The organism is Cognatishimia maritima (genome assembly GCF_900129685.1).
GTDB classification, from domain to species: Bacteria; Pseudomonadota; Alphaproteobacteria; order Rhodobacterales; family Rhodobacteraceae; genus Cognatishimia; species Cognatishimia maritima.
In genome coordinates, this window is the sequence record NZ_FQWM01000008.1 from 128289 (window position 1) to 152053 (window position 23765).

At 55.3% G+C, this 23765-nt stretch carries 22 protein-coding genes; 18 read left to right on the forward strand and 4 right to left on the reverse strand.

Going from position 1 to position 23765, the window contains the following annotated elements; genetic code table 11:
- Positions 1 to 93 precede the first annotated feature (93 nt).
- Positions 94 to 1671 carry a Re/Si-specific NAD(P)(+) transhydrogenase subunit alpha gene (locus BUA39_RS14965; protein ID WP_072794024.1) on the forward strand — a complete coding sequence of 526 codons (1578 nt, stop codon included), beginning with the start codon at positions 94 to 96 and terminating at the stop codon, positions 1669 to 1671.
- Positions 1672 to 1686: 15 nt separating this feature from the next.
- Positions 1687 to 3120 carry an NAD(P)(+) transhydrogenase (Re/Si-specific) subunit beta gene (locus tag BUA39_RS14970; RefSeq protein ID WP_072794025.1) on the forward strand — a complete coding sequence of 478 codons (1434 nt, stop codon included), beginning with the start codon at positions 1687 to 1689 and terminating at the stop codon, positions 3118 to 3120.
- 50 nt (positions 3121 to 3170) lie between these two features.
- Here BUA39_RS14970 and BUA39_RS14975 read toward each other — a convergent pair whose 3' ends face one another.
- Positions 3171 to 3539: a winged helix-turn-helix transcriptional regulator gene (locus BUA39_RS14975; protein WP_072794026.1), complete on the reverse strand. Its 369-nt coding sequence runs from the start codon at positions 3537 to 3539 to the stop codon at positions 3171 to 3173.
- Positions 3540 to 3639: 100 nt separating this feature from the next.
- Between BUA39_RS14975 and BUA39_RS14980 the strand changes: the two genes are divergently transcribed.
- The 5 genes from BUA39_RS14980 to BUA39_RS15000 all read left to right on the forward strand — a co-directional run bounded on the left by BUA39_RS14980 (position 3640) and on the right by BUA39_RS15000 (position 8500).
- The gene (locus tag BUA39_RS14980) at positions 3640 to 4212 is read left to right on the forward strand and encodes a flavodoxin family protein (protein WP_072794027.1); all 573 of its coding nucleotides are present in this window, start codon (positions 3640 to 3642) and stop codon (positions 4210 to 4212) included.
- Between the two features lie 86 nt (positions 4213 to 4298).
- The gene (locus BUA39_RS14985; RefSeq protein WP_072794028.1) at positions 4299 to 4658 is read left to right on the forward strand and encodes a VOC family protein; all 360 of its coding nucleotides are present in this window, start codon (positions 4299 to 4301) and stop codon (positions 4656 to 4658) included.
- A 172-nt stretch (positions 4659 to 4830) separates the two neighbouring features.
- Positions 4831 to 6105 (forward strand): DUF3422 family protein, encoded by a 1275-nt coding sequence (locus tag BUA39_RS14990; RefSeq protein WP_072794029.1) that lies wholly within the window; start codon positions 4831 to 4833, stop codon positions 6103 to 6105.
- A 43-nt stretch (positions 6106 to 6148) separates the two neighbouring features.
- Positions 6149 to 7312, forward strand: a complete 1164-nt coding sequence (gene argE, locus BUA39_RS14995) for an acetylornithine deacetylase (RefSeq protein ID WP_072794030.1) — start codon at positions 6149 to 6151, stop codon at positions 7310 to 7312.
- 18 nt (positions 7313 to 7330) lie between these two features.
- The gene (locus tag BUA39_RS15000) at positions 7331 to 8500 is read left to right on the forward strand and encodes a M20 aminoacylase family protein (protein ID WP_072794031.1); all 1170 of its coding nucleotides are present in this window, start codon (positions 7331 to 7333) and stop codon (positions 8498 to 8500) included.
- 450 nt (positions 8501 to 8950) lie between these two features.
- On the opposite strand, the gene BUA39_RS15005 is transcribed toward BUA39_RS15000, so the two are convergent.
- Positions 8951 to 9817 (reverse strand): LysR substrate-binding domain-containing protein, encoded by an 867-nt coding sequence (locus BUA39_RS15005; RefSeq protein WP_072794032.1) that lies wholly within the window; start codon positions 9815 to 9817, stop codon positions 8951 to 8953.
- Positions 9818 to 9937: 120 nt separating this feature from the next.
- Between BUA39_RS15005 and BUA39_RS15010 the strand changes: the two genes are divergently transcribed.
- From BUA39_RS15010 to fba, 11 genes are all read left to right on the forward strand, one after another.
- Entirely contained in the window at positions 9938 to 11350 is a 1413-nt protein-coding gene (locus BUA39_RS15010) for an FAD-binding oxidoreductase (protein WP_072794054.1), read from the forward strand.
- Between the two features lie 58 nt (positions 11351 to 11408).
- Positions 11409 to 12971: a glycerol-3-phosphate dehydrogenase gene (glpD, locus tag BUA39_RS15015; protein ID WP_165610535.1), complete on the forward strand. Its 1563-nt coding sequence runs from the start codon at positions 11409 to 11411 to the stop codon at positions 12969 to 12971.
- Positions 12968 to 14062, forward strand: coding sequence for an ABC transporter ATP-binding protein (locus BUA39_RS15020; protein WP_072794033.1), 1095 nt, complete (start codon positions 12968 to 12970; stop codon positions 14060 to 14062). Before glpD ends, BUA39_RS15020 begins: the two co-directional genes overlap by 4 nt.
- Complete coding sequence (locus BUA39_RS15025; RefSeq protein WP_072794034.1) at positions 14055 to 15173, forward strand: ABC transporter ATP-binding protein; 1119 nt, start codon at positions 14055 to 14057, stop codon at positions 15171 to 15173. The genes BUA39_RS15020 and BUA39_RS15025 overlap by 8 nt, the downstream gene beginning before the upstream one ends.
- Positions 15170 to 16033: a carbohydrate ABC transporter permease gene (locus BUA39_RS15030; protein ID WP_072794035.1), complete on the forward strand. Its 864-nt coding sequence runs from the start codon at positions 15170 to 15172 to the stop codon at positions 16031 to 16033. Before BUA39_RS15025 ends, BUA39_RS15030 begins: the two co-directional genes overlap by 4 nt.
- Entirely contained in the window at positions 16033 to 16854 is an 822-nt protein-coding gene (locus BUA39_RS15035; protein WP_072794036.1) for a carbohydrate ABC transporter permease, read from the forward strand. The genes BUA39_RS15030 and BUA39_RS15035 overlap by 1 nt, the downstream gene beginning before the upstream one ends.
- A gap of 11 nt (positions 16855 to 16865) precedes the next feature.
- Positions 16866 to 17141: a DUF2160 domain-containing protein gene (locus BUA39_RS15040; RefSeq protein ID WP_072794037.1), complete on the forward strand. Its 276-nt coding sequence runs from the start codon at positions 16866 to 16868 to the stop codon at positions 17139 to 17141.
- 42 nt (positions 17142 to 17183) lie between these two features.
- Positions 17184 to 18905 carry an ABC transporter substrate-binding protein gene (locus BUA39_RS15045; protein ID WP_072794038.1) on the forward strand — a complete coding sequence of 574 codons (1722 nt, stop codon included), beginning with the start codon at positions 17184 to 17186 and terminating at the stop codon, positions 18903 to 18905.
- Between the two features lie 58 nt (positions 18906 to 18963).
- On the forward strand, positions 18964 to 20454 hold the full coding sequence (locus tag BUA39_RS15050; protein ID WP_165610536.1) for an FGGY-family carbohydrate kinase: 1491 nt from the start codon (positions 18964 to 18966) through the stop codon (positions 20452 to 20454).
- 292 nt (positions 20455 to 20746) lie between these two features.
- Positions 20747 to 21754 (forward strand): class 1 fructose-bisphosphatase, encoded by a 1008-nt coding sequence (locus BUA39_RS15055; RefSeq protein ID WP_072794040.1) that lies wholly within the window; start codon positions 20747 to 20749, stop codon positions 21752 to 21754.
- A 65-nt stretch (positions 21755 to 21819) separates the two neighbouring features.
- Entirely contained in the window at positions 21820 to 22884 is a 1065-nt protein-coding gene (gene fba / locus BUA39_RS15060; protein WP_072794041.1) for a class II fructose-bisphosphate aldolase, read from the forward strand.
- A gap of 36 nt (positions 22885 to 22920) precedes the next feature.
- Here fba and BUA39_RS15065 read toward each other — a convergent pair whose 3' ends face one another.
- Positions 22921 to 23121, reverse strand: coding sequence for a hypothetical protein (locus BUA39_RS15065; RefSeq protein WP_072794042.1), 201 nt, complete (start codon positions 23119 to 23121; stop codon positions 22921 to 22923).
- Between the two features lie 281 nt (positions 23122 to 23402).
- On the reverse strand, positions 23403 to 23765 hold a 363-nt coding region (locus BUA39_RS15070), incomplete at its 5' end, for a GFA family protein (RefSeq protein ID WP_072789143.1).

Below are 23765 nucleotides of genomic sequence, written 5' to 3' on the forward strand. Positions count from 1 at the left end.
GCTTGTGAAAACACGACTGACTTAGTAAACGAACATCGGAACGGCGAAGACCGTCAGGGGAAGACCATAGTTCTGTATAGGGGGACTGGAAACGTGAAAATCGGAACGCCAAAGGAAGTCTTTGAAGGGGAAGCGCGTGTCGCGATGACCCCGGACTCCGCCCAGCAATTGCAAAAGCTAGGGTACGAATGTGCGATCGAAAAAGGCGCTGGTGAGGCCGCAGGGTTTTCCGACGCGCTTTATGAAGCGGCGGGTGTGGAAATTATCAAAACACCGGCAGCGCTTTGGAAAGAAGTCGATATTATTGCCAAGGTTCGGCAACCAAATGAGACCGAGCTGAAGCGCCTGAGCAAAGGCAAGACGTTGATCTCCTTCTTCAACCCAGCCGGGAACGAAGAAGGCATGGAAGCGGCCAAAGCCAAAGGCGCAAACGTGATTGCCATGGAAATGGTGCCGCGTATCTCTCGCGCTCAGAAAATGGATGCACTGTCGTCTATGGCCAATATCGCGGGCTACCGTGCTGTCATCGAAGCGGGTAACAACTTTGGTCGCTTCTTTACCGGTCAGATCACCGCAGCGGGCAAGGTGCCTCCTGCAAAGGTTCTGGTTGTCGGCGCGGGTGTGGCTGGTCTGGCGGCCATCGGTACCTCCACATCTCTGGGCGCGATCACCTATGCGTTTGACGTGCGCCCGGAAGTGGCGGAGCAAGTCGAATCCATGGGCGCTGAATTCGTCTATCTGGACTTTGAAGAAGAACAGCAAGATGGGGCCGCGACTGGCGGCTACGCCTCTGTGTCGTCTCCTGAGTTCCGCGAAGCGCAGTTGGCGAAGTTCCGTGAACTGGCGCCAGAGATGGACATCGTCATCACCACCGCTCTGATCCCGAACCGTCCAGCGCCGAAGCTGTGGCTTGAGGATATGATCAAGGCGATGAAGCCAGGTTCTGTGATTGTCGACCTCGCGGCGGAGCGCGGCGGTAACGCCGAAGGCACTGTGGCGGATGAGAAAGTCGTGACCGAGAATGGCGTGACCATCATCGGCTACACCGACTTCCCATCCCGTATGGCAGCGCAGTCGTCGAGCCTTTATGCGACAAACATCCGTCACATGATGACAGACCTGACCCCTGAGAAAGACGGTCAGATCAACCACAACATGGAAGACGACGTGATCCGCGGCGCGACGGTGACCTTTGAGGGTGATATTACCTTCCCACCGCCACCGCCAAAGGTTCAGGCCATCGCGGCCAAGCCAAAGGCCGAAGTCAAAGAACTGACTCCGGAAGAGAAAAGAGCAAAAGAGGTTGCGGCCTTTAAAGCGCAGACAAAACAGCAGGTTACACTGCTTGCCATTGGCGCAGGTCTGATCATGGGCGTGGGTCTGATCCCGAACATGCCAGCCAGCTTTATGCAGCACTTTATTGTGTTTGTTTTGGCGGTCTTCATCGGCTTCCAGGTCATCTGGAACGTGGCGCATTCACTGCACACGCCTTTGATGGCTGTGACCAACGCGATCTCCTCGATCATCATCTTGGGCGCATTGATCCAGATCGGATCGGGTGGGTTCCTTGTGATCCTCCTTGCGGCGCTTTCGGTCTTTATGGCCGGTATCAACATCTTCGGTGGCTTCCTCGTCACCCGGCGCATGCTTGCCATGTTCCAGAAATCTTAAAGAGGGGCAGGACACATGGAAAATTCATTCACAATGGCGGCCTACGTGGTCGCAGGCGTTCTGTTCATCCTGTCTTTGGGTGGGTTGTCTGGACAAGAAAGCGCAAAACGCGCGGTGTGGTATGGCATCGTCGGCATGGCGATTGCGGTTTTTGCTACGCTGGTGGGGCCGGGTGCTGGCCTATGGTGGCTGTCGATCCCATTGATCGCTGGCGGTGGTCTGATCGGTTACTACGTTGCACAGAAAGTGCAGATGACCGAAATGCCCCAGCTGGTCGCTGCGATGCACTCGCTGGTCGGTCTGGCAGCAGTCTTTGTTGGCTTTAACGCTGAGATGACCATCAACATGGTCGAAGCAGCAAAAGCCGCAGGCGAAAGCGTTGAAGGCGCGTTTGCACTGTTGGTGGCGAAGAAAGAACCGATTGAGATCACAATCCTGAAGATCGAACTCTCGTTGGGCATCTGGATTGGTGCGGTGACCTTTACCGGCTCCGTCATTGCCTACGGCAAGCTGGCGGGCAAGGTGAACTCTGCGGCCAAGAAGCTTCCGGGTGGTCACATCCTGAATGCGGCGGCGGCGGCCTTGTCGCTGATCTGTCTGATCTGGTACTTGAATTCCGGCGCTATGCTGCCTCTGTTGATCCTGACCGCTGCAGCGCTGTTCATTGGCTATCACCTGATCATGGGCATCGGCGGCGCGGATATGCCGGTTGTTGTCTCTATGCTGAACTCCTATTCCGGTTGGGCAGCGGCAGCGATTGGTTTCTCCCTTGGCAATGACCTTTTGATCGTTGTCGGTGCGCTGGTGGGTTCCTCTGGTGCGATCCTGTCCTACATCATGTGTAAGGCGATGAACCGGTCGTTCGTCAGCGTTATCCTTGGTGGATTTGGCGGCACAGCGGGTCCGGCGATGGAAGTCGAAGGCGAGCAGATTGCCATCGACGCAGAGGGTGTTGCCACTGCTCTGGACGAGGCAGACAGCATCGTGATCATTCCGGGCTACGGCATGGCGGTTGCTCAGGCGCAGCAGAACGTGGCGGAACTGACCCGTCGTCTGCGCGCGAAGGGCAAAGAGGTGCGCTTTGCGATCCACCCAGTCGCAGGCCGTCTGCCGGGCCACATGAACGTTCTTCTGGCGGAAGCAAAGGTGCCTTATGACATCGTGCTAGAAATGGACGAGATCAACGATGACTTCCCGGATACAGACGTTGCCATCGTGATTGGTTCCAACGACATCGTGAACCCAGCGGCACAAGAAGATCCGAACTCCCCAATCGCGGGCATGCCGGTTCTGGAATGCTGGAAGGCCAAGCAGGTGTTTGTCTCCAAGCGTGGTCAGGGCACCGGGTACTCCGGCATCGAAAACCCGCTGTTCTACAAAGAGAACACCCGCATGTTCTATGGCGATGCAAAGCAATCTTTGGACACGCTTTTGGGTCTGATCAGCTAAGTCTTAGGACAGATGAAATCAAAGAGCCCCGCCAAGTTGGTGGGGCTTTTTTATTCTGCGGCTGTGTCCGCTGACAAACTTTCAGGGAAGCCCTTGTCAGGTTCCCAGCCAATGCTCTGCCATTCCACGGCAACAGCATTCAACGCCCGTATCACGTCGTTCAGGGCTCTTCCTTGTTCGGTCAATTCATAACTTACCTGAGGCGGAATGGTTTGTAGCTGCGTTCTCAGCACGATCCCATTGCGTTCCAACATGCGCAATCGTTCGGTCAAAACTTTCGCCGAGATATCGGGCATGAGCCCCATCAGCTCCCCAAACCGAAGTGGACCCTCTGTGAAGAGCATCCAAAGGATATAGGTCGTCCAACGACCAGTGATCGTGCGCAGAAGCGGATCAACAGGGCAGGCGTTACTCGACATAAACTAGCTTTCATTTCAGTAACTGGTTACAAAAAGGTAATTACTTACTTTTTGAAAGTAAAGGGTGCATCTCTGTCTCGCATAATGACAGGAGCATGTAATGGCACGTATCGAAATTGTTTATTTCTCTGGCTATGGCCACACAACAAATCAAGCAAACGCGGTGTTTGAAGGTGCGAGCGAAGCAGGTGATGCGCGACTGACGGTTATTCCAGAAGACGGTGCTATCAATGAAGTCACCTGGAGCGCTTTAGACGCAGCAGATGCGATCATATTTGGCTCGCCGACCTACATGGGCGGTCCTGCTTGGCAGTTTAAGCGTTTCGCAGACGAAAGTTCGGAGCGTTGGATGGCGCAATCTTGGAAGAATAAATTTGCCGCAGGGTTTACCAATTCAGCAAGCCCGGTTGGGGACAAGGGAGAGACCATCAATTACTTCCGCACCCTTGCAGGTCAACAAGGCATGCTATGGGTTCCTTTGGGTCAGATGCCGTCGAACGCGATGACGCATGGACCAACTGATCGGAACTGGTTGGGCGGGAGCGGTGGCGCTCTGGCTCAGTCACCGTCAGATACATCTGCTGAACAGGCACCTCATGCGGGTGATCTCGCCTCGGCCCGTGAATATGGCCGCAGGGTTGCGGTAATTGCAGAAACAAAGATCGCTGCTTAAAGCGGATTCAGGATTTGAGGGGCGTCTTGAGACGCCCCTCTTGCTTCGTTTTTGGTGTAAGGTGGAACCAGTAGCGGAAAGTAGACATGCAAAAAGTAAACGGTATCGGTGGTTTCTTCTTTCGGTCCGAAAACCCGCAAGCCTTGGCAGAGTGGTATGAAAAGCACCTTGGGATTGACCCAGTTGCCGAAGTGCCTTGGTCGACAGAAGCCGGGCACACGGTTTTCGCACCTTTCGCCAAGGACACCGACTATTTCGGGCGCAAAAGCCAGCCGTGGATGATCAATTTCCGGGTCTCTGATCTGTCAGCTATGATCACGCAGCTTGAAGCGGCGGGAATCGCAGTTGAGACTCGTCCGGATTGGGATGCGGAGTACGGCAAGTTTGCCCGCATCCATGATCCGGAAGGTAATCCCATCGAATTATGGGAGCCATCTGCCAGGTGATCATTATTTCATCAAAGGCGATGAATTTCCGAATTCTGGCGCGGTTGTAGCGGCTTATGCGTCGTGCGGTCTGACTGTATACGAATGTATTCCCGTAATATGTTGAAAGATAAAAGAAATTTCTTTACATCAAAATGCGCGTTGTTAGGGTGCCCATCTGAAGGGGACGACTATGACGCCAATTTCTGATCATCCGCAACGGTTTGCGCTGTCAAATGAGCTGCACGCACGGCCATTCCCATCTTTGCTGGCCCCGGCGACGGCCGTGTTTCTGGCAATCAAGAAGGCCACAAATGCTGCGGCACGCGACCATGATGAGGATCTGGCGTTTCTGATCAAGCTTCTGGATCGGTTCGGCGCTGCACATCCGCAGCCGGATGCAACGCATTATCAGGGGCAGATCGGGCGGCACCACCTTAAGTGGGAAAAGCACACGGAATTTGTCACCTACACGGTCTTTACCGAAGGGCTGTCGACACGGCCCTATGACCCTGCAGATTTTGAAGTCTTCCCAGATGATTGGTTGATGTCCGCCCCAGGGCATCGGTTTACCTCGGCTTTGGTGCGCATTCTGCCGCGCCCGGACAAAGCGAAGATCCTTGAAAACCTGAATGATTGGTTTGTGCCTGAAAGCCTTGCGGTGAGCTCGGTGTTGGATGACTCCGCCATTATCGCAGGCGATTTTCGGATCGATTCCGCGGGACACCTGCGCTTTGCGGTTTTTGCGGGCGAAGAAACAGGCCGGCAAAGGATCGGACGAGTCGTTCAAAGGCTTTGCGAAATAGAAACCTATAAGTCGATGTCCATGCTGGGCTTTTCTCGCGCCAAGGAAATGTCTCGGCAAATGGGGCGGATTGAGCCGCAATTGACGAGCCTAATGGGGGACATCAGCAATGCGCAGGCCGATGAAACGCTGGATGAGCTTCTGGGCATTTCGGCAGAGCTGGAAGGTTTGGCGGCCAAAGCATCATTCCGGTTCGGCGCGACGCGGGCTTATCAGGCGATTGTGGCCCAACGGATCGAAGTCCTGCGCGAGGAGCGATATGACTCGCGCCAGACCTTTGCGGAGTTCATGATGCGCCGCTATGACCCGGCCATGCGCACGGTCGCCTCAACCGAGGTGCGGCTGCAATCCCTTGCGGATCGGGCGATGCGGGCTGGGGAATTGCTGCGGACTAAAGTGGATGTGGCGCGTTCTGCTCAGAACCAGAAACTATTGGAAAGCATGGATCGACGCGCCGATTTGGCGCTGCGCCTGCAGGAAACGGTCGAAGGCTTGTCCGTTGTCGCGATCAGTTATTACGCGGTATCACTGGCGGGCTATCTGTTCTACCCTCTGGCCATCGGGCTGGGCATCAGCAAAGGTGTGTTGACGGCGGCGCTGACCTTGCCTGTGGTCGGTCTGGTGTGGTGGATGATCCGGCGGATCAAAGCGCGGATGCACTGACGCAAGTGTGCCTGCGCTGCGATTGCAAACAAGGGAATGATCCATGCCGCAACGATTGACGGCGCGAGACATCTTGGAACAGTTGGTCGCCTTTCCAACGGTGAGCCATGACAGCAACCTGCCTTTGATTGAATGGGTTGCTGCCTATCTGGATGAACATGGGATCAAATCCTATCGCGTGCCGGATGCGACCGGTCTGAAGGCCGCGCTGTTTGCGCAAGTTGGACCGGATGTGCAGGGCGGCGTTGTGTTGTCCGGTCATACCGACGTTGTGCCGGTCGAGGGGCAGGCGTGGGACACAGACCCATTTGTGGTGACTGAAAAGGACGGTCGGCTTTACGGGCGCGGCACCTGCGACATGAAAGGTTTTGACGCGCTGGCGGTCTGGGCTTTGGTCGAGGCACGCGATCTGCCGCTGCAACGCCCCCTGCAATTGGCGCTGAGTTACGACGAAGAGATCGGTTGCCTTGCCGCGCCGGACCTGATCCGCGCCATGCAACAGGCACTGCCCAAGGCCGACGTCGCAATCGTCGGTGAGCCGTCGATGATGAAGGTCGTGACCGGCCACAAGGGCACCGTTGGATATACGGTGCACATGAAGGGGCACGAGGTGCATTCGTCGATCTTGCACAAGGGCGTCAGCGCTATCCTCTATGGGGCCAAGCTGCTGGATTGGGTGAATTCCGAAAATACCCGCCGCGCGGCAGAGGCTCCATCTGATATGGCGCTTGTCTTTGATCCGCCGTGGACCACCACCCATGTGGGCACGATCAAGGGTGGTACAGCGCATAATATCACGGCGAAGGACTGCGTCTTTGACATCGATTTTCGTGTGGTGCCCGGTGACAGCCCAGAGGCGTGCCGCGCTGCGTTTGAAGCGCAGGTCGCGCGCGTTGCGGCAGCGATGCAAGAGGTGGTGCCAGAGACAGGCATTGACCTGTCGCTGGATTTCAACGTGCCACCTTTGGTGCCTGAACAAAATGGCGCGGCAGAGACACTGGCGCGCCGCTTGACCGGCGATAATAGCCAGAACGTGGTGTCATTCGCGACCGAAGGGGGGCAGTTTCAGGAAGGCGGCTATTCGACCGTGGTGTGTGGCCCCGGCGACATCGCGCAGGCACATCAGCCGAATGAATATATCTCGCTTTCTCAGCTTGAAGCTGGTCAGACCTTCATGCGAGGTTTGCTGAAAGACCTTTGTCCTTAGCCGAATTGAAAGCCCAACATGCCCATCAAAAACCGTTTCGCTGAATTGCTGCCTGAAATCACCGCGTGGCGGCAGGATATCCATGCGCACCCCGAAATTCTGTTTGAAACGCACCGCACGGCGGCCCTTGTTGCGGAGAAACTGCAGGCCTTTGGCTGTGATGAGGTCGTCACAGGAATCGGGCGTACCGGGGTTGTGGGGGTGATCAAGGGGCGCAAAAACCAGTCGGGCAGGGTGGTTGGCCTGCGTGCGGATATGGATGCGCTGCCCATTCACGAAGAAACCGGGCTGGATTATGCCTCAAAAACCCCCGGCGCGATGCATGCCTGCGGGCATGACGGGCATACGGCGATGCTGCTGGGCGCGGCGCAATATCTGGCTGAGACCCGCAATTTTGACGGCACGGTTGTGGTGATCTTTCAGCCTGCTGAGGAGGGCGGCGGCGGTGGCCGAGAGATGTGCGAAGACGGATTGATGGAGCGGTTCGGCATCCAAGAGGTCTATGGCATGCACAATTGGCCCGGCGTGCCTGCAGGGCAGTTTGCCATTCGTCCCGGCGCGTTCTTTGCAGCCACGGACCTGTTTGAAATCACCTTGAAAGGCCGCGGCGCGCATGCGGCCAAACCGCATGACGGGATCGATCCGACGGTCATGGCCAGCCACATCGTCATGGCGCTGCAGACAATCGCCAGCCGAAACGCCGACCCGGTGGATCAGCTTGTGGTGTCGGTGACTTCGTTTGAAACAAGCTCCAAAGCATTCAACGTGATCCCGCAGTCTGTGACCATCAAAGGCACTGTGCGCACCCTAAGCGACGCCATGCGCGGCCTTGCGGAGGTACGCATCAAATCGATCTGCACCCTGCAGGCGCAAAGTTTTGGCGGCGCAGCAGAGATCAACTATATGCGCGGCTATCCGGTCATGGTGAACCATGAGGTCGAAACCACCTTCGCAGCAGATGTGGCGCGCAAGGTGGCAGGCCATTGTGACGAAGCCCCGATTGTCATGGGCGGGGAGGACTTCGCCTATATGCTCGAAGAACGTCCCGGCGCCTACATTCTGGTCGGCAATGGCGACACCGCGATGGTGCACCATCCGAAATACAATTTTAACGATGAGATCATTCCGGCGGGCTGTAGCTGGTGGGCGGAGATCGCTGAGCAGCGGATGCCGTTGACGGGGGCGTGAGCGTGTCGGGGTGGTTGGCTGCGACCGTTTCGAACCAGATCGAAGGAAAGCCAGCTAAGCTGACAAAACCGACCTTGGGTTTTTCCCCTTCGCTGACGCAGAAAATGCTCGTAACTGCAGCACGGCCCTTCTGGCAGTGCAGCGCATTTCACCGAAGCGGTCGTTGGAACATGCCAATCTGGGCCGATTCCAAACTGACCTTCGCAGCAGTCTGCTCCGACAAACGAGATGCGGGCTTTTCCGCTATTCGCTGCAGATGCCCCAACAACTGCTTTTCACGCATGGGGATATCCAATGAATGGATGCCGAAACGGAAGGAGGGCAATCTGGACCTTGGTTGCCCCGAACGTTCTCAAATGGGTCAAAGCCGATTGTGCGTCACACAATATCGGCGATGTGCATCGCCCTCGGGTGCCACCCACCTACACTGTTAATGAACTCCAAGCACCTCTACGTGAGATAATTGCAGCAATCCAATAGCACTTGAAGGAGCCTAGCTTGCGAGCGGTTCTTCAGAAAAACGGCGTGGTTCACACCGAAGACACGAAAGCTCTCCAGCCTGACAATACTGAGGCCCTCGCTCGCCTCAATCTCGTGTTCCGAAACAGCGGCAAGCCCCATACCCGCCCGAGCCGCTGCGATCGCTCCGCTGCGACTTCCTATCTCAACGAGTCGCGCGGGCGCATAATGGTATTGCTGGATCTTCGTCAACATTAGTTCACGGGTTTCAGATCCTGGCTCGCGGATCAAAAGAGTTTCTTTTGCAAAGGCCTTGCGGCTAAGGACGCCGCTCTCAGTAGCCGGGTGGTCATTACTCCCTACGAGGACAATCTCTGGTTTAGAGATCGGAATGGCGACGCAGTCGGTATGATCGACTGAACCGCCAAGAATGCCGAAATCGGCATCACATTGCAGAATGCTCTGCAGGATTCTCTCGGAATTTCCGAATTCCAGGTGGCAATCGACGTTTGGATGACGCTCTTTGAACACCTTTGTCAACCGAACCACCATGACCGGTGCTGTCGCTGCAATTCGCACCTCTCCGCTGTTCAAGTTACCGGCGTCCCGCAGCAGATTATTGGCGTCCTGTTCCAACGCCACCAGCGATCTCGTTATCTCCCTCAGACTTTCGCCGAGCGGCGTTAGTCCCTTGATCTTACCTCTACTTCTGATGATGAGTTCAGTATCGTAGGCCTTTTCCAACTGGGCGACCTGGGTCGTCAATGTGGGTTGTGACCGGCCCAGTTCTTGGGCGGCTTTCACAAAACTTCCATGCCGGGCAACGGCGTCGAATGCCTTTAGTTCCGTAAAGCTCATTACCAACTCCAATAGATTTTTTCTATATGTATGGGGTAGATAATGAATTTTTACAATTACATTTTTCAGCGCACCGTTAACGACAACACAGATTCTAAAAGGATACTTGGGGTGAACATCATGAAGAACGAAGCACTTGATCTGTTGGCGGAACTAAAGGCCCTTGTGGGCAGTGCCGACCAGGTCGATGTCACTGCGCAAGGAATTGCCGATCACAGTTACGATTGGTGGCCCGTTGCCGCAAAATGGCGTCAGAACGGCAAAATGCCCTGCAAGCCTGATGCGGTGGTTTATCCGGGAAATGTGGATGAAGTCTCGCGCGTTCTTGCCTGGGCAAACGACAATAGCGTCCCTGTAACGCCTTGGGGGCTTGGCTCATCTGTTACTGGTCAGCCACTCACGGAATATGGCGGTGTCACGCTGGATCTGTCCCGCATGGACAAGATCATTAAAGTAGATGTCGAAAACCTAATCGTGCGGGCCGAAGCTGGCGTGATGGGTGGCGATCTCGAAGATCACCTGCAGACTCTGGGCTACACGCTGAACCATTCACCACAGTCGCTTTACCGCTCTACTGTCGGCGGTTGGTTCGCCACTAGAGCCACCGGTCAATTATCCAGCCGGTATGGTGGGATCGAGGATCTGGCCTATTCGTTTACGGCTGTCCTGGCGGATGGGACGATTTTGGAAACCGTCGATTTGCCACGCATGGCGGTAGGCCCCGATCTTCGCCACCTGATGATCGGTTGCGAAGGAGCGATGGGGGTTATCACCGAAGTTGCGCTGAAGATTTTCCCGTTGCCCGAAACCCGCCTCAACGAAACCATCACCTTTCCAACGGTTGAGGTCGGCAAGGACGCGATGCGAGCCATCATGGCGGCAAATCTGCGCCCGGCGCTTTTGCGGTTTTACGATGTCGCCGAAGCAAGACACGCCATGCAGGACAAGGATTTCGCCTCACCGGTGATGTTTGTGGGCACCGAAGGCATGGATGCCGTTGCCAAGGCTGAAATGGAAGCCGTGCGTAACGTTTGCGCCAAACTTGGCGGCAAGCCGATTGGACCCAAAGGCACCGAAGGCTGGATCACACGGCGCTATGATTTCTCGACCATCGAAGGATTTGTGATGCGCCCCGAAGGCGTGGCCGAAACCATCGAGATTTCCAACAATTGGGAACGGATCATGGACACTTATGATTTAATGACCGAGCGACTTGCCCCTTATGCGGACGAAGTTCTTGGTCATTTCAGCCATGTCTACTCCACCGGTGTGTCGCTCTACGTGATCCTTCTTGGTGAGGCCGAAAACGGCGAAGAATCCGAAGCGCGGATCAAGAAGATGTGGGAAGTGGCGATGGAAGCCTCGCTGGAAACCGGTGCTTCTATCTCACACCACCACGGGTCCGGGCTTGCCCGAAACCCCTATGTCGGACGTGCGCTTGGCTCCGGTCTGGACGTCATGCAGCGGATCAAGGACGCGCTGGATCCCAACAACACGTTGAACCCCGGAAAGCTGGGCCTGCGACGACCCTAAGTGTGGGTCACGCACCTTGGAGGAGGTGTGCATTGAAATCCAGAATGGGAGGGGTGCTGTGTCTCAGCACGAAGACATAAGCAAGGTCTATGACCTGATCGTCATCGGAGGCGGGATCAACGGCGCAGGTATTGCCGTTGATGCGGCGGGCCGTGGGCTGAAAGTGGCGCTTCTAGAGAGCGTGGACTTTGCCTCCGGCACCTCTTCGCGGTCATCCAAGCTGGTCCACGGCGGACTACGCTACCTTGAATACTATGATTTCCGCCTGGTTCGGGAATCGCTTTCAGAACGCGAACGGGTGATGAAAAAGGCTCGCCACATCGTTTGGCCACTGCGCTTTGTAATGCCAGTGGTAAAACAAAGCCGCCCGGCGTGGATCGTTCGCATAGGCCTTTTCTTTTATGATCACCTCGCCCCTCGTGTGACATTGCAGGGTACGGAAACGGTTCGCTTGTCGAAAAAAACAAACCGAATGGGGTTTCGAGAACATTATGACAAGGCGTTCATTTATTCCGATTGCTGGGTTGATGACGCTCGCCTAGTGGTAGCGAACCTGCAGGGTGCGGAAGCTGAAGGTGCCGATATTCTGGCCCGGACGCCTTTCAAGAACGCCGAGCGTGATGGCGACAACTGGCTTGTTACGGCCCTCGATCAGGATAGCGGTCGCACTCTTAAACTCAGAGCAAATGTTATTGTTAACGCCGCAGGGCCATGGGCTGTTCCAATTGCTCAATCGGTCCCTGGGGTGACGACAGATTATTCTGCCAAACTGGTGCGTGGCAGCCATATCATCGTACCGAGCCTTTATGATGGCGACAACGCCACAATGCTACAAATTGGTGATGGACGCATCGTTGTCACCATGCCGTACGAGAACGACTACACGTTGGTTGGCACGACAGATGAAAACCATCCGGGTGATCCGCGGCGAGTAGAAATCACGGATCAGGAACAGGACTATTTGCTGGCTGCCGCCAACAAGTTCTTTACGCGCCAAATCACCGCTGATGACATTCACTGGACTTATTCCGGAGTGCGGCCGCTTTTTGAAGAGGGGAAATCTCGCGATGACAACCCAACCACTGTGACGCGGGACTATTCTTTCAAAATCGACCAGGGCGCTGACGGCAAGGGCGCACCGTTTCTGACTGTTCTGGGCGGCAAGCTGACCACTTATCGGCGTTTGGCCGATCACGTGATCGAAAAACTAAAACCATTTCTCCCCCCCGATATCGGACCCGCGCACACTGGCACGTCCATTTTGCCTGGGGCCGATATCGGATCGGAGGGGCCATTTGCCTATGCCGAAACCCTGAAACTAGTGTTCCCCTGGCTTCCCGATACCCTACGCATCCGTTTGGCCCGAACTTATGGATCGCGGGTCGAAAAAATGTTGGCGGGCGTGGAAAAGCTAGAAGACCTAGGAACGGTTTTTGGCGGCAACATGACACGCCGTGAGGTCGACTATCTGATCGAAAATGAATGGGCTGCCAGTGTCGAAGACGTTCTTTGGCGGCGCACCAAATGTGGGCTGCGGTTTTCCGAGGACGAGACCAAAGCCCTGTCTGATTACATCGAAAAGGCGCGTGCACTCACCGCGCCCAAGGAGGCCGCATCATGAGCGTCGTCGCCCAAAACATATCCCTGCAGGTCGAAGGTGAAGATTGGCTTTATCCTTTCGACCTAACCCTGGAAACCGGCAGTTTCACCACTCTGATCGGAGCCACTCGTGCGGGCAAAACATCGCTTTTGCGGGTTTTGGCTGGGCTGGCGCGCCCTACCACAGGCGCATTGATTGTCGACGGCGTGGATGTGACCGGAGTCAACGTGCGCAAGCGCAGCGTTGGCATGGTTTATCAGGAATTCGTAAACTACCCTGGCAAGACGGTGTTTGAAAACATCGCCGCCCCACTACGCAACGCCAAAGAACCCGCCGACACGATTAAGAAACGTGTTGGCGAAGTTGCCGAAATCGTTGGCATAACGCCACTGCTGGATCGGTTTCCGCTGGAATTGTCGGGCGGGCAGCAACAGCGCGTCGCAATTGCCCGTACTATTGCCCGCAAGCGTCGCTTGGTTCTGCTGGATGAGCCGTTGGTGAACCTTGATTACAAACTGCGCGAACACCTGCGCGGCGAATTCAGTCGTATTTTCTCAGAAAGCGAAACAATCGCTGTTTACGCCAGTTCCGAGCCGCATGAGGCGTTGATCCTGAACGGCGATGTGCTGGTTCTGACCGAAGGCCGCGTAACCCAGCAAGGGCGCGCTGCCGATGTCTATACGCTGCCCGAAAGCGTCAGCGTGGCTCGCCAGATCAGCGATCCGCCGATGTCGATTATCCCGGCACGTTTGGTCAAATCCGGCGCGGCCCGGCTCTGGACAGCGGCGGGGACCGAGATTGGCGCTGAGCTGGCCCAGACAGAATCGCTGCCTGATGGGGATTATCAATTGGGCGTCTATCCGCATCAGCTTTCGACAGATCAAACGCGTCCCGGTCTGGATACAGTCGTGGATTTTGTTGAAGTCTCGGGCTCGAACTCATTCATCTACACGCGCCTTGGCGACCACATGCTGGCGGTTAAGGAAAAAGGCATTCACGACCACGCAATTGGCGACACGGTGCAAATCAATTTCGATCTGGCGCATGCGTTGGTCTTTGACACAAAAGGCGGGCTGGTTGCCGGCCCAGCAGGGGGCAAAGCCAATGGCTGAAATTCAACTCAAAAACCTTCGCCATTCTTACTATCCCAACCCCAAGACCGATGCGGATTACGCGCTCAAAGAGGTCGATTTGGTCTGGGAAGAAGGCCTCGCCTACGCGCTTCTCGGACCGTCGGGATCTGGCAAAACCACAATGCTCAATATCCTGTCGGGCCTGTTGTCGGCCAGCGAGGGGCAAGTTTTGTTTGACGGGCGCGATGTGACCACCCTTGAGGCGCGCGATCGCAATATCGCACAGGTATTTCAGTTCCCGGTGATCTACGAAACGATGACAGTAGAAGAAAACCTCGCCTTCCCACTAAAGACTCGCAAAATTCCCACCGCACAGATCAAAGAACGGGTGCATTTCATTGCCGCCGAGCTTGGTTTGACGTCGTTGCTCAAACGTAAGGCGCGTGGCTTGTCAGCCGAGCAAAAGCAACGGATTTCTCTGGGTCGGGGTTTGGTGCGCGAAGACGTTGCCGCGATCCTGTTGGACGAGCCACTGACGGTGATCGATCCGGCCGAGAAGATGGCCTTGCGCAGGACTTTGAAGGCGGTGCAGCTGCATTTGGGCGTCAAGCTAATCTATGTAACCCACGACCAACATGAAGCCATGACATTGGCGGACCGAGTTGTTGTCATGGACGACGGCGAAGTGGTGCAGGTTGGATCACCCGAAGAATTGTTCGCCAATCCAGCCCACAAATTTGTTGGCTACTTCATCGGTACACCGGGGATGAATTTTATCGATTGCCAACTAGCAGAGGACATGCTGATCGTCGGTCAAACCCGCTACAAGCTGGACGCGGTGACCGCCAAGAAGTTGGCGATGCAAAGCGGTGGTCTGTCCTTCGGGATCCGTCCTGATTTCCTGACACTGGGTGCAGAACAGCCGGGGTTTTCGATCCCCGGAACTGTCGTGCGTATGGAAAACCATGGCGACGAGCACATCATCGCCGTTGATATCGGCGGGTCTCAAATGCTGGCTCGGGTTGAGGATTCTGTTTGCGCCGACGTCGGCGACGCCGTCCACCTCATTCCAAGCGGCGAAGCTATTCGAATCTTTGCCGGACAGCATGTCGTTCCCTTGCCACAAACCACCTTTGGAGGCTCATCATGACCGAGTTTAACAACCGCGCTTGGCTATTCGTTCTGCCTGTCCTGGTGATCGTGGCGTTTAACGCCATCATCCCGATGATGACAATGGTCAACTATTCGGTGCAGGATATTTTCGGCCCCGGAAACCGCTATTTTGTTGGGCGTGAATGGTTTCAGGAGCTTTTGGGCGATAACGAATTGCGTAACGCCCTTCGCCGCCAGATCACCTTTTCTACATTGGTGCTGCTGATCGAAGTGCCACTTGGCATCATGATCGCGCTGACCCTACCCAAGACCGGAAGATGGGTGCCCTTCTGCCTGATTATTTTGGGTCTGCCATTGTTAATGCCATGGAACGTTGTGGGTGTGATGTGGCAAATCTTTGCCCGCGCCGACATCGGTTTGGGGGGGGCCGCGATTACCGCGCTTGGCTTTGACTTCAACTATTCCCGAGATGTCTTAGATGCATGGTTCACGATTGTGACCATGGATGTGTGGCACTGGACCTCGCTGATCGTTCTGCTCAGCTACTCGGGCTTGCGTGCCATCGACCCGGCCTATTACCGCGCTGCGCAAATTGACGGGGCAAGCCGCCTGCAAGTGTTCCGCTATGTCGAATTGCCCAAGCTGACCGGCGTTCTCACCATCGGCATCATGCTGCGTCTGATGGACAGCCTGATGATTTATTCCGAACTGTTTGTGATCACCGGTGGCGGCCCCGGAAGCTCGACCAGTTTCCTTAGCCAAACCCTTGTGAAGAAGGCTATTGGCCAATTCGATCTCGGCCCTGCGGCATCGTTTTCGATCATCTACTTTATGATCATCGTGACACTCAGCTTTGTCTTCTACCGCTCAATCACCCGCGTACAGGAGGGCGAATAATGTCCCAGCAAACATCCCACAAACCGCTTGTGAAAAAGATTGTTCTGACGCTGTTTTTCATCTTCCTACTGGCACCGATCTATTGGCTGACCGTAATGAGCTTTAAGACCGACACAGAGATTGTGACCGGACTGACGCTTTGGCCGCAGGATTTCACCTTCGCCAACTATACCACCATTTTCACCACAAAAAGCTGGTGGTCCAGCTATATCAACTCAGCGATTTACGTGTCGCTGAACACAATCATCTCACTCGCGGTGGCACTTCCGGCAGCCTATGCCTTTAGCCGCTATCGGTTCCTTGGCGACAAGCACCTGTTCTTTTGGTTGTTGACCAACCGGATGACGCCCCCGGCTGTGTTCGTGCTGCCGTATTTTCAGTTCTATTCCGCCTTCAACCTGATCGACACACATATCGCCGTCGCCATCGCGCACTGTGTCTTTAACGTGCCGCTGGCGGTCTGGATCCTCGAAGGCTTCCTGAAAGGCGTGCCCAAAAGCATCGATGAAACCGCCTATATCGACGGATATTCCTTCCCGAAATTCTTTGCGACCATTTTGGTGCCCCTTATCCGTTCAGGCATCGGTGTCACGGCCTTCTTCTGCTTCATGTTCTCATGGGTCGAATTGATCCTGGCCCGCACTCTGACCACATCCGACGCTAAACCGATCGTCGCCGTTATGACTCGGGTTTATTCGGGAGCAGGCATCGAATGGGGGCTGATCGCCGCCGCTGGTGTTCTGACGCTCATCCCCGGCATCTTGGTCATCTGGTTTGTCCGCAATCATATTGCACGTGGCTTTGCCATGGGCCGCGTCTAAGGAGAATATCAATGCTTGAATGGATGGCCTGGACCCCGATCACCGCCGTTTTCTTTATCGTCATCGCTTCAATTCTGGCGTTCATGACCGTGCTTGAGCGGATCAAGCCGACGGTGCCGCGACAGGGTGTCATGCAAATTTCAACAACTCGAGGTGAACGTCTGTTCATCGCACTACTGGCGACCGGGTGGATCAACATCCTGTGGATTGCCTTCACCGATTTCAACCAGTGGGGCGCACTTGCCCTCGGGCTGACTGTCTCCGCGCTGATCATGGCGCGGGGGTGAGCAAAACCGCTCAAAACTGAAACCCAAAAGGGAGGAAAACTGATGGGATTGAAGACAAAACTGCTTGCAACCGGGGCCTTTGCGGCCACGATGTGGGCCACAACGGCTGCCGCCGACATGGATGCCGCCAAACGCTGGGTAATGGACGAGTTTGATGACTCGACCCTTAGCCAAGAGGACCGAATGACCGAGATGGAGTGGTTCGTGAACGCCGCGTCTGATCTGCAGGGCGTGTCGATCAACGTGCTGTCTGACGGTATTCCCGTGCACAAATATGATGCGGAAGTTCTGGCCAAGGCCTTTTCCGAGATTACCGGCATCGAAGTCACCCACGAAGTGGTGGATGAGGCCGGGGTGGTCGAGCGTATCCAGACCCAGATGCAGTCGGGCGAAAACATCTATGACGCCTATATCAACGACAGTGACCTGATCGGCACCCATTTCCGCAACTCCGCCGTGCTGAACCTGTCCGATTACATGGCCGGAGCCGGGGCTGGCTACACCAACCCGATGCTCGATCTGGACGACTTCATCGGCATCGACTTCGTCAAGGATGTGGATGGCGATATCTACCAGCTGCCCGCGCAACAATTCGCCAACCTCTACTGGTTCCGGGCCGATTGGTTCGAACGCGAAGACTTAAAAGCGCAATTCAAAGAGAAATACGGCTACGAGCTTGGCGTTCCAGTGAACTGGTCAGCCTACGAAGATATTGCCAATTTTTTCACCAATGACGTGGGTGAGATTGACGGCGTCAAGGTCTATGGCCACATGGATTATGGCAAGAAAGACCCAAGCTTGGGGTGGCGTTTCACCGATGCGTGGCTGTCAATGGCTGGCGCGGGCGACGTAGGTATTCCGAACGGTGTGCCGGTTGATGAATGGGGCATTCGGGTTGAGGGCTGTTCACCAGTTGGTGCAAGCGTCTCTCGTGGCGGGGCTACCAATGGTCCGGCGGCGGTTTATGCTTTGCAGAAATATATTGACTGGATGGCGGACTATGCCCCGCCAGAAGCTATGGCTGTGAACTTCTATGAAGCAGGCACTGTGCCGAACCAAGGCCAGATTGCTCAGCAAATTTTCTGGTACACTGTTTTTGCTGAAAGCGCGGCCCAACCTGGCGTTCCTGTTGCAGACGAAGAAGGCCTGCCAAAGTGGCGTATGGCTCCTTCCCCTGCGGGCGCGTATTGGGAAGAAGGCATGAAACTAGGCTATCAAGACGTTGCTGCCTTCACTATCATGAACTCTTCCTCTGATGCAGGTAAGGCTGCGGCATGGTTGTATTCGCAGTTTGTCACATCGAAAACGGTTTCACTTGAACGCACTTTGCACGGCTTCACGCCGATCCGTGAAAGCGATATCAACAGTGATGTGATGACCGAATGGGCGCCGAAACTGGGTGGTTTGATCGAATTCTATCGTTCGCCCGCCCGGGTTGCCTGGACGCCGACCGGTACCAATGTGCCTGACTATCCGAAACTGGCGCAGCTGTGGTGGGAAAATGTTGCCGCCGCCGTTACCGGCGAGATGACCAGCCAGCAGGCGATGGACCGTCTGGCCAGCCAAATGGACCGGATCCTGCAACGCCTTGAACGCGCTGGAATGGATCGTTGTGCGCCCAAGCTGAACGAAGAGCGTGATGCCGAATACTGGTTCGCGCAGCCCGGTTCGCCCAAGGCACCGCTCGAGAACGAAAAGCCGCAAGGCATGACCGTCCCTTACGCACAACTTTTGACCGCTTGGTCAGAAGGCCGCGTGAAGTAATGTAACACCAGAAGGGGGCGTCTTGCGCGCCCCCTTCGTCCGTATTGGGGAGAATATGATGGCTGACTTTATCGCTGCAATCGATTGCGGAACAACCGGGGCAAAGGCGATCATCTTTGACACAACCGGCACCTGGCACGGCACTGCCTATCAGGAATACCCCTGTGATTTCCCTGCACCCAATCGTGTTGAGCAGGACGCCGAGGCCCTGTTTGAGGCCTGCGTTGATGTCTTGGCAAAGGCCGTAGGGAAAAGCGGCGTTGAAGTGAGCGCTATCAAGGCCCTGTCGTTTTCGACCCAACGCTGCACACTGATCGCGGTGGATGAAAACTGTTCGCCATTGCGTCCAGCAATATCATGGCAGGACAATCGGTCTGAAAAACAATGTGATGTGATCCGCGAATCCATCGGAGACAAAGCCTTTTACGCAACGACCGGCTTGCCCATTGCAAACGTCTGGACCCTGCCATCAATCATGTGGATTCGAGATGAAGAGCCGGAGATCTATGCCAAAACCCATAAATTTCTGAACCCGCACGGATTCCTTCTTAAGCGCATGGGTGCCGACAATTACGTTGAAGATCTGTCAAATGCATCCCTGCATGGTCTGGTTTCAGTTGCCCGGGGGGATTGGGATGATGACTTCATTGCGACCACCAACGTTGAAAAAGCCAAGCTGCCTGATCTTGTGACTTCGGGCACCGTTGTCGGAACGCTGGCATCTGAGATCGCCGAACGAACCGGTTTAACAGCAGATACATTGCTTGTTGCAGGTGGTGGCGATCAACAAAGCGCTGGAATTGGTGCAGGTGTGATTAAATCCGGCATCGGATCGGTGACGTTGGGCACGGCTGGCGTGGTCATCTGTTCATTTGACGAGCCCCCCTTTGACCCCAATGGTGCAATCCCTGCCGAAATTCACGCTTATCCGGGCAAGTTCATTTGTGAAGGGTTGCAAACGACAGCAGGCGCCGCGCTGAAATGGCTTCGAAATGTAGCTAAGGACGCATCTCGGGGCGCTGAAGTCGAATACGAAATGTTCAATGAGATGGCTGTACAGGCAACTCCAGGATCAGATGGCTTGTTGTTCTTGCCGTACCTGGCCGGAGCGGGCGCGCCGCAATGGAATGGGTATGCAACCGGAACCTTTCATGGCCTGACGCAAGGCCACGGTCTGGGCGAAATGGCGCGCGCAGTGATGGAGGGTGTCGCCTTTCAAAACGCACTGATTCTTTCAGAGTTTGAAAAAAGCGGGCGCAGCCTGTCGGAAATTCGCCTAACCGGAGGTGGTGCAAAATCCAAGCTGTGGTCGCAGATTCAAGCTGACATCTACGGCCGTCCCGTGCACCGATTGAAGGAAGATGAAGCCGGGCTTCTTGGCGCAGCAATCCTCGCCGCATTTGGTGCAGGAATTTTTACGTCTATCGACGACGGCGTTGGACAAATGGTCAGGACGCAGGAAAGCTACACACCGGACCCAGATAGAAAGACGCTATACGCTGAGCGCCTGACGCGCTTTTCCGACCTATACGATATGCTCTATCGTTGAGTGGACCACTCGCCGAGGGGGTAGGTCGTTTTTACAATACCAAGTGCAGAGCCCCGGGGGCGGGCAAACATAGCGCAGAAAAATTCCTGTCTGGGCATCGCGATGGAGCATTCTACTTGGAACATGACATTCAAAAGTGGTGCATTTCTTGTCGAGATGGCGAAAACTCAGATCAGATTAGCCTCATGGGGATGCAATCACCGCGACCAGTTAAGCGGACCTCCCTCCTATCTTATAAAACTCTTGGTTTTGAAAACCCTGTAACGGTCAACTCTAAGAAAAGGCACCTGCCATGAACGTCACTCAGATCACCTTTAGCGAATTCCTGTTGTCCGAGAGAAGTCAGCACAAACTGGACAAGGATCTGATCTTCCTATTGGAAGACATTGCAACCTCCTGTCGTATCATCTCTCACCAGATCCGTGGCGGGGCTTTCGCTGGCAAGTTGGGGGCCACCAAATCGACCAATGTTCAAGGAGAGACGCAAAAGCAACTCGACGTGATCGCCAACGAAGTCTTTGTGCGGCACTGTTCGAACTGCGGGCGTGTCGCGGCGCTGGTCTTGGAAGAGGTCGACGAAATTTACTGGCTGAAGGATAAGCCTGAAGCCGGTGATTACCTAGTCTATTTCGATCCGCTTGATGGATCCTCAAATCTCGATGTGAACCTTTCTGTCGGATCTATCTTCTCGATATCGCAACTGCCCACTGCGATCGACGCCACCGACGACCGGTCCATACTGCGCGCCGGGTCCGAACAGATCAGCGCCGGATACTCGGTCTACGGCCCCTCGACCTCGCTTGTTGTCACAACTGGAAATGGTGTGAATGGTTTCACCCATCAACAGGGTACCGGCGAGTTCCGGCTGACCTTCCCCGATATGCTGATCCCTGAGACCACCGCCGAATTCGCCATCAACGCTTCTCGCTATTCGCTCTGGCATCCGCCGGTGAGGCGATATTTCGACGAGTGTATTCGTGGTAAAGACGGCCCCCGGAACAAAGCTTTCAACATGCGTTGGACCGCTTCAATGGTGGCCGAAGTGCATCGGATCCTGATCCGCGGAGGCGTGTTCCTTTATCCGAGTGATGCCGGAAACATTTCGTCCGGCGGCAAATTGCGTCTGATGTATGAGGCAAATCCGATGGCGTTCGTTATCGAGCAAGCGGGTGGTGCTGCCTCCACCGGAACCAACCGCATTCTGGATGTACAACCCACTTCGCATCATCAGCGTGTTCCCGTCATCCTCGGCTCGAAAGAGGAAGTTACCGTTCTTGATCGATATCACCGCGAGAGCTAAACACAGTCCCCTGAGCCGCTTTCTTCAATTTTTCTGGTGCGTTGCGCCACAATGGAGCGCTTGAAATGCCACTGATTTCCCTTCGCCAACTTCTTGATCACGCCGCCGAGCATGACTACGGCCTCCCGGCGTTTAACGTCAATAATATGGAACAGATGCTAGCCATCATGAAAGCGGCCGACAAAGCGAACAGCCCGGTCATCATGCAGGCCAGCCGTGGGGCGCGGGCATTCGCCAACGACATCGTTCTCGCACACCTTATTCGTGCAGCGATTGAGATGTATCCGCATTTGCCGATCTGCATGCACCAGGACCATGGAAATTCTCCGCAAACTTGCCTTTCGGCACTTGTGAACGGCTTTTCCTCGGTCATGATGGACGGGTCTTTGACTCAGGATGGCACCACGCCTTCGGACTTCGAATACAACGCGAATGTTACAGCAAAGGTCAGCGAAATGGCCCACCTTGTCGGTGCTTCGGTAGAGGGCGAGATCGGGCATCTCGGCTCCCTGGAAACCGGCAAGGGTGAGGCGGAAGACAGTCATGGATTTGATGGGGAATTGAGTCGGGACGAGCTCGTGACGGATGCAGATGAAGCTGCGGAATTTGTTCGGCGCACCGAGGTCGACGCCCTCGCCGTCGCCATCGGAACCAGCCACGGAGCCTACAAGTTCACTCGCAAACCGGATGGCGATATCCTCGCCATGGACGCGCTCAAGACGATCCACGCCAAACTGCCGGACACGCACCTTGTAATGCACGGCTCCTCCTCTATTCCGCAAGAACTGCAGGACATCATCAACGAACATGGCGGTGAAATCGCCCCAACCTGGGGCGTGCCCTTGGAAGAGATAGAACTGGGCATCAAGTATGGGGTGCGCAAGGTGAACATCGACACCGACCTGCGTATGGCCTTGACCGGCGCGATCCGAAAAATCCTCGCAAAGGATAGAGGGCAGTTCGATCCCCGAAAATATCTTGCGCCGGGCGTTGAGGCCATGTCGAAGGTTTGTCTCGATCGGTTCGAACGCTTCGGCTGCGGGGGGATGGCATCAAATATTTCGGCCATACCGCTCTCGGACATGGCAGAACGGTACAAATCAGGAAGCCTGAGACCAGTGTTTTCCTAATCGGCATTTTCGTGACTGACGCCGGACCGCTACTGCTCAGCGGAACAATTCGCCATAGTCCTGAGCTGCGGCGTTCATCGGAACGGTTTCAAGGATCATGAACCGACCAAAACCAAGGAAAGTCTCGCTGCGGTTTGTATGGATGTCCGTTCCATCCGCTGTTAAGCGGCACCGAATTTCTTGCTCACGCGGCATTTCTGTTTCTGCGAGCGCGCGCAGCGCGAAAATCAAATTCACAGGTTGGGCTCTCCGGTCGCATTCGCCGCGTTGAGTATGAATGGCTGGTTCAGGAAAAAGTTCTGTTCGCTGCATCGCGCTTGAACATACATAACGCGGGACGAAGTGAGCATTCGTTGCATGCGCTCCGATGTCGGCAATATGTGCATCACTTCACGCTGCTCTGAAGGGGAACGCGGAAAACAGCCGCCCGCTGCAAGCACAACGAGCGGTCGATCTTGGCGGTAAGCAGTTCGGTTTAAGCGCTGCCAGTAACCTTCGGCCCTGAAGACAGATTGGTTTCATTCTGCAAGCTGCGCACCCGAGCCACCAAGCTCCTTTGGCAGGTCGGCAAATTTCGGCAGACCATCGGGAACGGACAGGGCTTTTTCGCCATAGTGGACATGCAATCCGGGCTTGAATTCAAGTTCTGGGAGCATTGCCGAAAAGACGTCCACCAAACCCATTCCCGGATGATCAGTCATGAGGTGCCCGCCACATTTCGTGCAGAATTTACGATGGCTGTTTTCAGTCTTGTGGTACTCGCCAACATGGCCTTCGCCTTCCGTGATCTCTAGGTTTTGAGGATCCCAGAGCGTAAAGCCGTTCACAGGAGACGCCGACCAGGAGCGGCAGCTTTCACAGTGGCAATATCCCATTCCTTC

Coding starts and splice junctions, on each gene's coding strand:
- BUA39_RS15035 (WP_072794036.1), top strand. CDS start 16,033: ATGTCCCAGCAAACATCCCACAAACCGCTTGTGAAAAAGATTGTTCTG.
- BUA39_RS14985 (WP_072794028.1), top strand. CDS start 4,299: ATGCAAAAAGTAAACGGTATCGGTGGTTTCTTCTTTCGGTCCGAAAAC.
- BUA39_RS15025 (WP_072794034.1), top strand. CDS start 14,055: ATGGCTGAAATTCAACTCAAAAACCTTCGCCATTCTTACTATCCCAAC.
- fba (WP_072794041.1), top strand. CDS start 21,820: ATGCCACTGATTTCCCTTCGCCAACTTCTTGATCACGCCGCCGAGCAT.
- BUA39_RS15045 (WP_072794038.1), top strand. CDS start 17,184: ATGGGATTGAAGACAAAACTGCTTGCAACCGGGGCCTTTGCGGCCACG.
- BUA39_RS15020 (WP_072794033.1), top strand. CDS start 12,968: ATGAGCGTCGTCGCCCAAAACATATCCCTGCAGGTCGAAGGTGAAGAT.
- BUA39_RS14990 (WP_072794029.1), top strand. CDS start 4,831: ATGACGCCAATTTCTGATCATCCGCAACGGTTTGCGCTGTCAAATGAG.
- BUA39_RS15010 (WP_072794054.1), top strand. CDS start 9,938: ATGAAGAACGAAGCACTTGATCTGTTGGCGGAACTAAAGGCCCTTGTG.
- BUA39_RS14970 (WP_072794025.1), top strand. CDS start 1,687: ATGGAAAATTCATTCACAATGGCGGCCTACGTGGTCGCAGGCGTTCTG.
- BUA39_RS15000 (WP_072794031.1), top strand. CDS start 7,331: ATGCCCATCAAAAACCGTTTCGCTGAATTGCTGCCTGAAATCACCGCG.
- argE (WP_072794030.1), top strand. CDS start 6,149: ATGCCGCAACGATTGACGGCGCGAGACATCTTGGAACAGTTGGTCGCC.
- BUA39_RS15055 (WP_072794040.1), top strand. CDS start 20,747: ATGAACGTCACTCAGATCACCTTTAGCGAATTCCTGTTGTCCGAGAGA.
- BUA39_RS14980 (WP_072794027.1), top strand. CDS start 3,640: ATGGCACGTATCGAAATTGTTTATTTCTCTGGCTATGGCCACACAACA.
- BUA39_RS15030 (WP_072794035.1), top strand. CDS start 15,170: ATGACCGAGTTTAACAACCGCGCTTGGCTATTCGTTCTGCCTGTCCTG.
- BUA39_RS15040 (WP_072794037.1), top strand. CDS start 16,866: ATGCTTGAATGGATGGCCTGGACCCCGATCACCGCCGTTTTCTTTATC.
- BUA39_RS15050 (WP_165610536.1), top strand. CDS start 18,964: ATGGCTGACTTTATCGCTGCAATCGATTGCGGAACAACCGGGGCAAAG.
- BUA39_RS15005 (WP_072794032.1), bottom strand. CDS start 9,817: ATGAGCTTTACGGAACTAAAGGCATTCGACGCCGTTGCCCGGCATGGA.
- BUA39_RS14975 (WP_072794026.1), bottom strand. CDS start 3,539: ATGTCGAGTAACGCCTGCCCTGTTGATCCGCTTCTGCGCACGATCACT.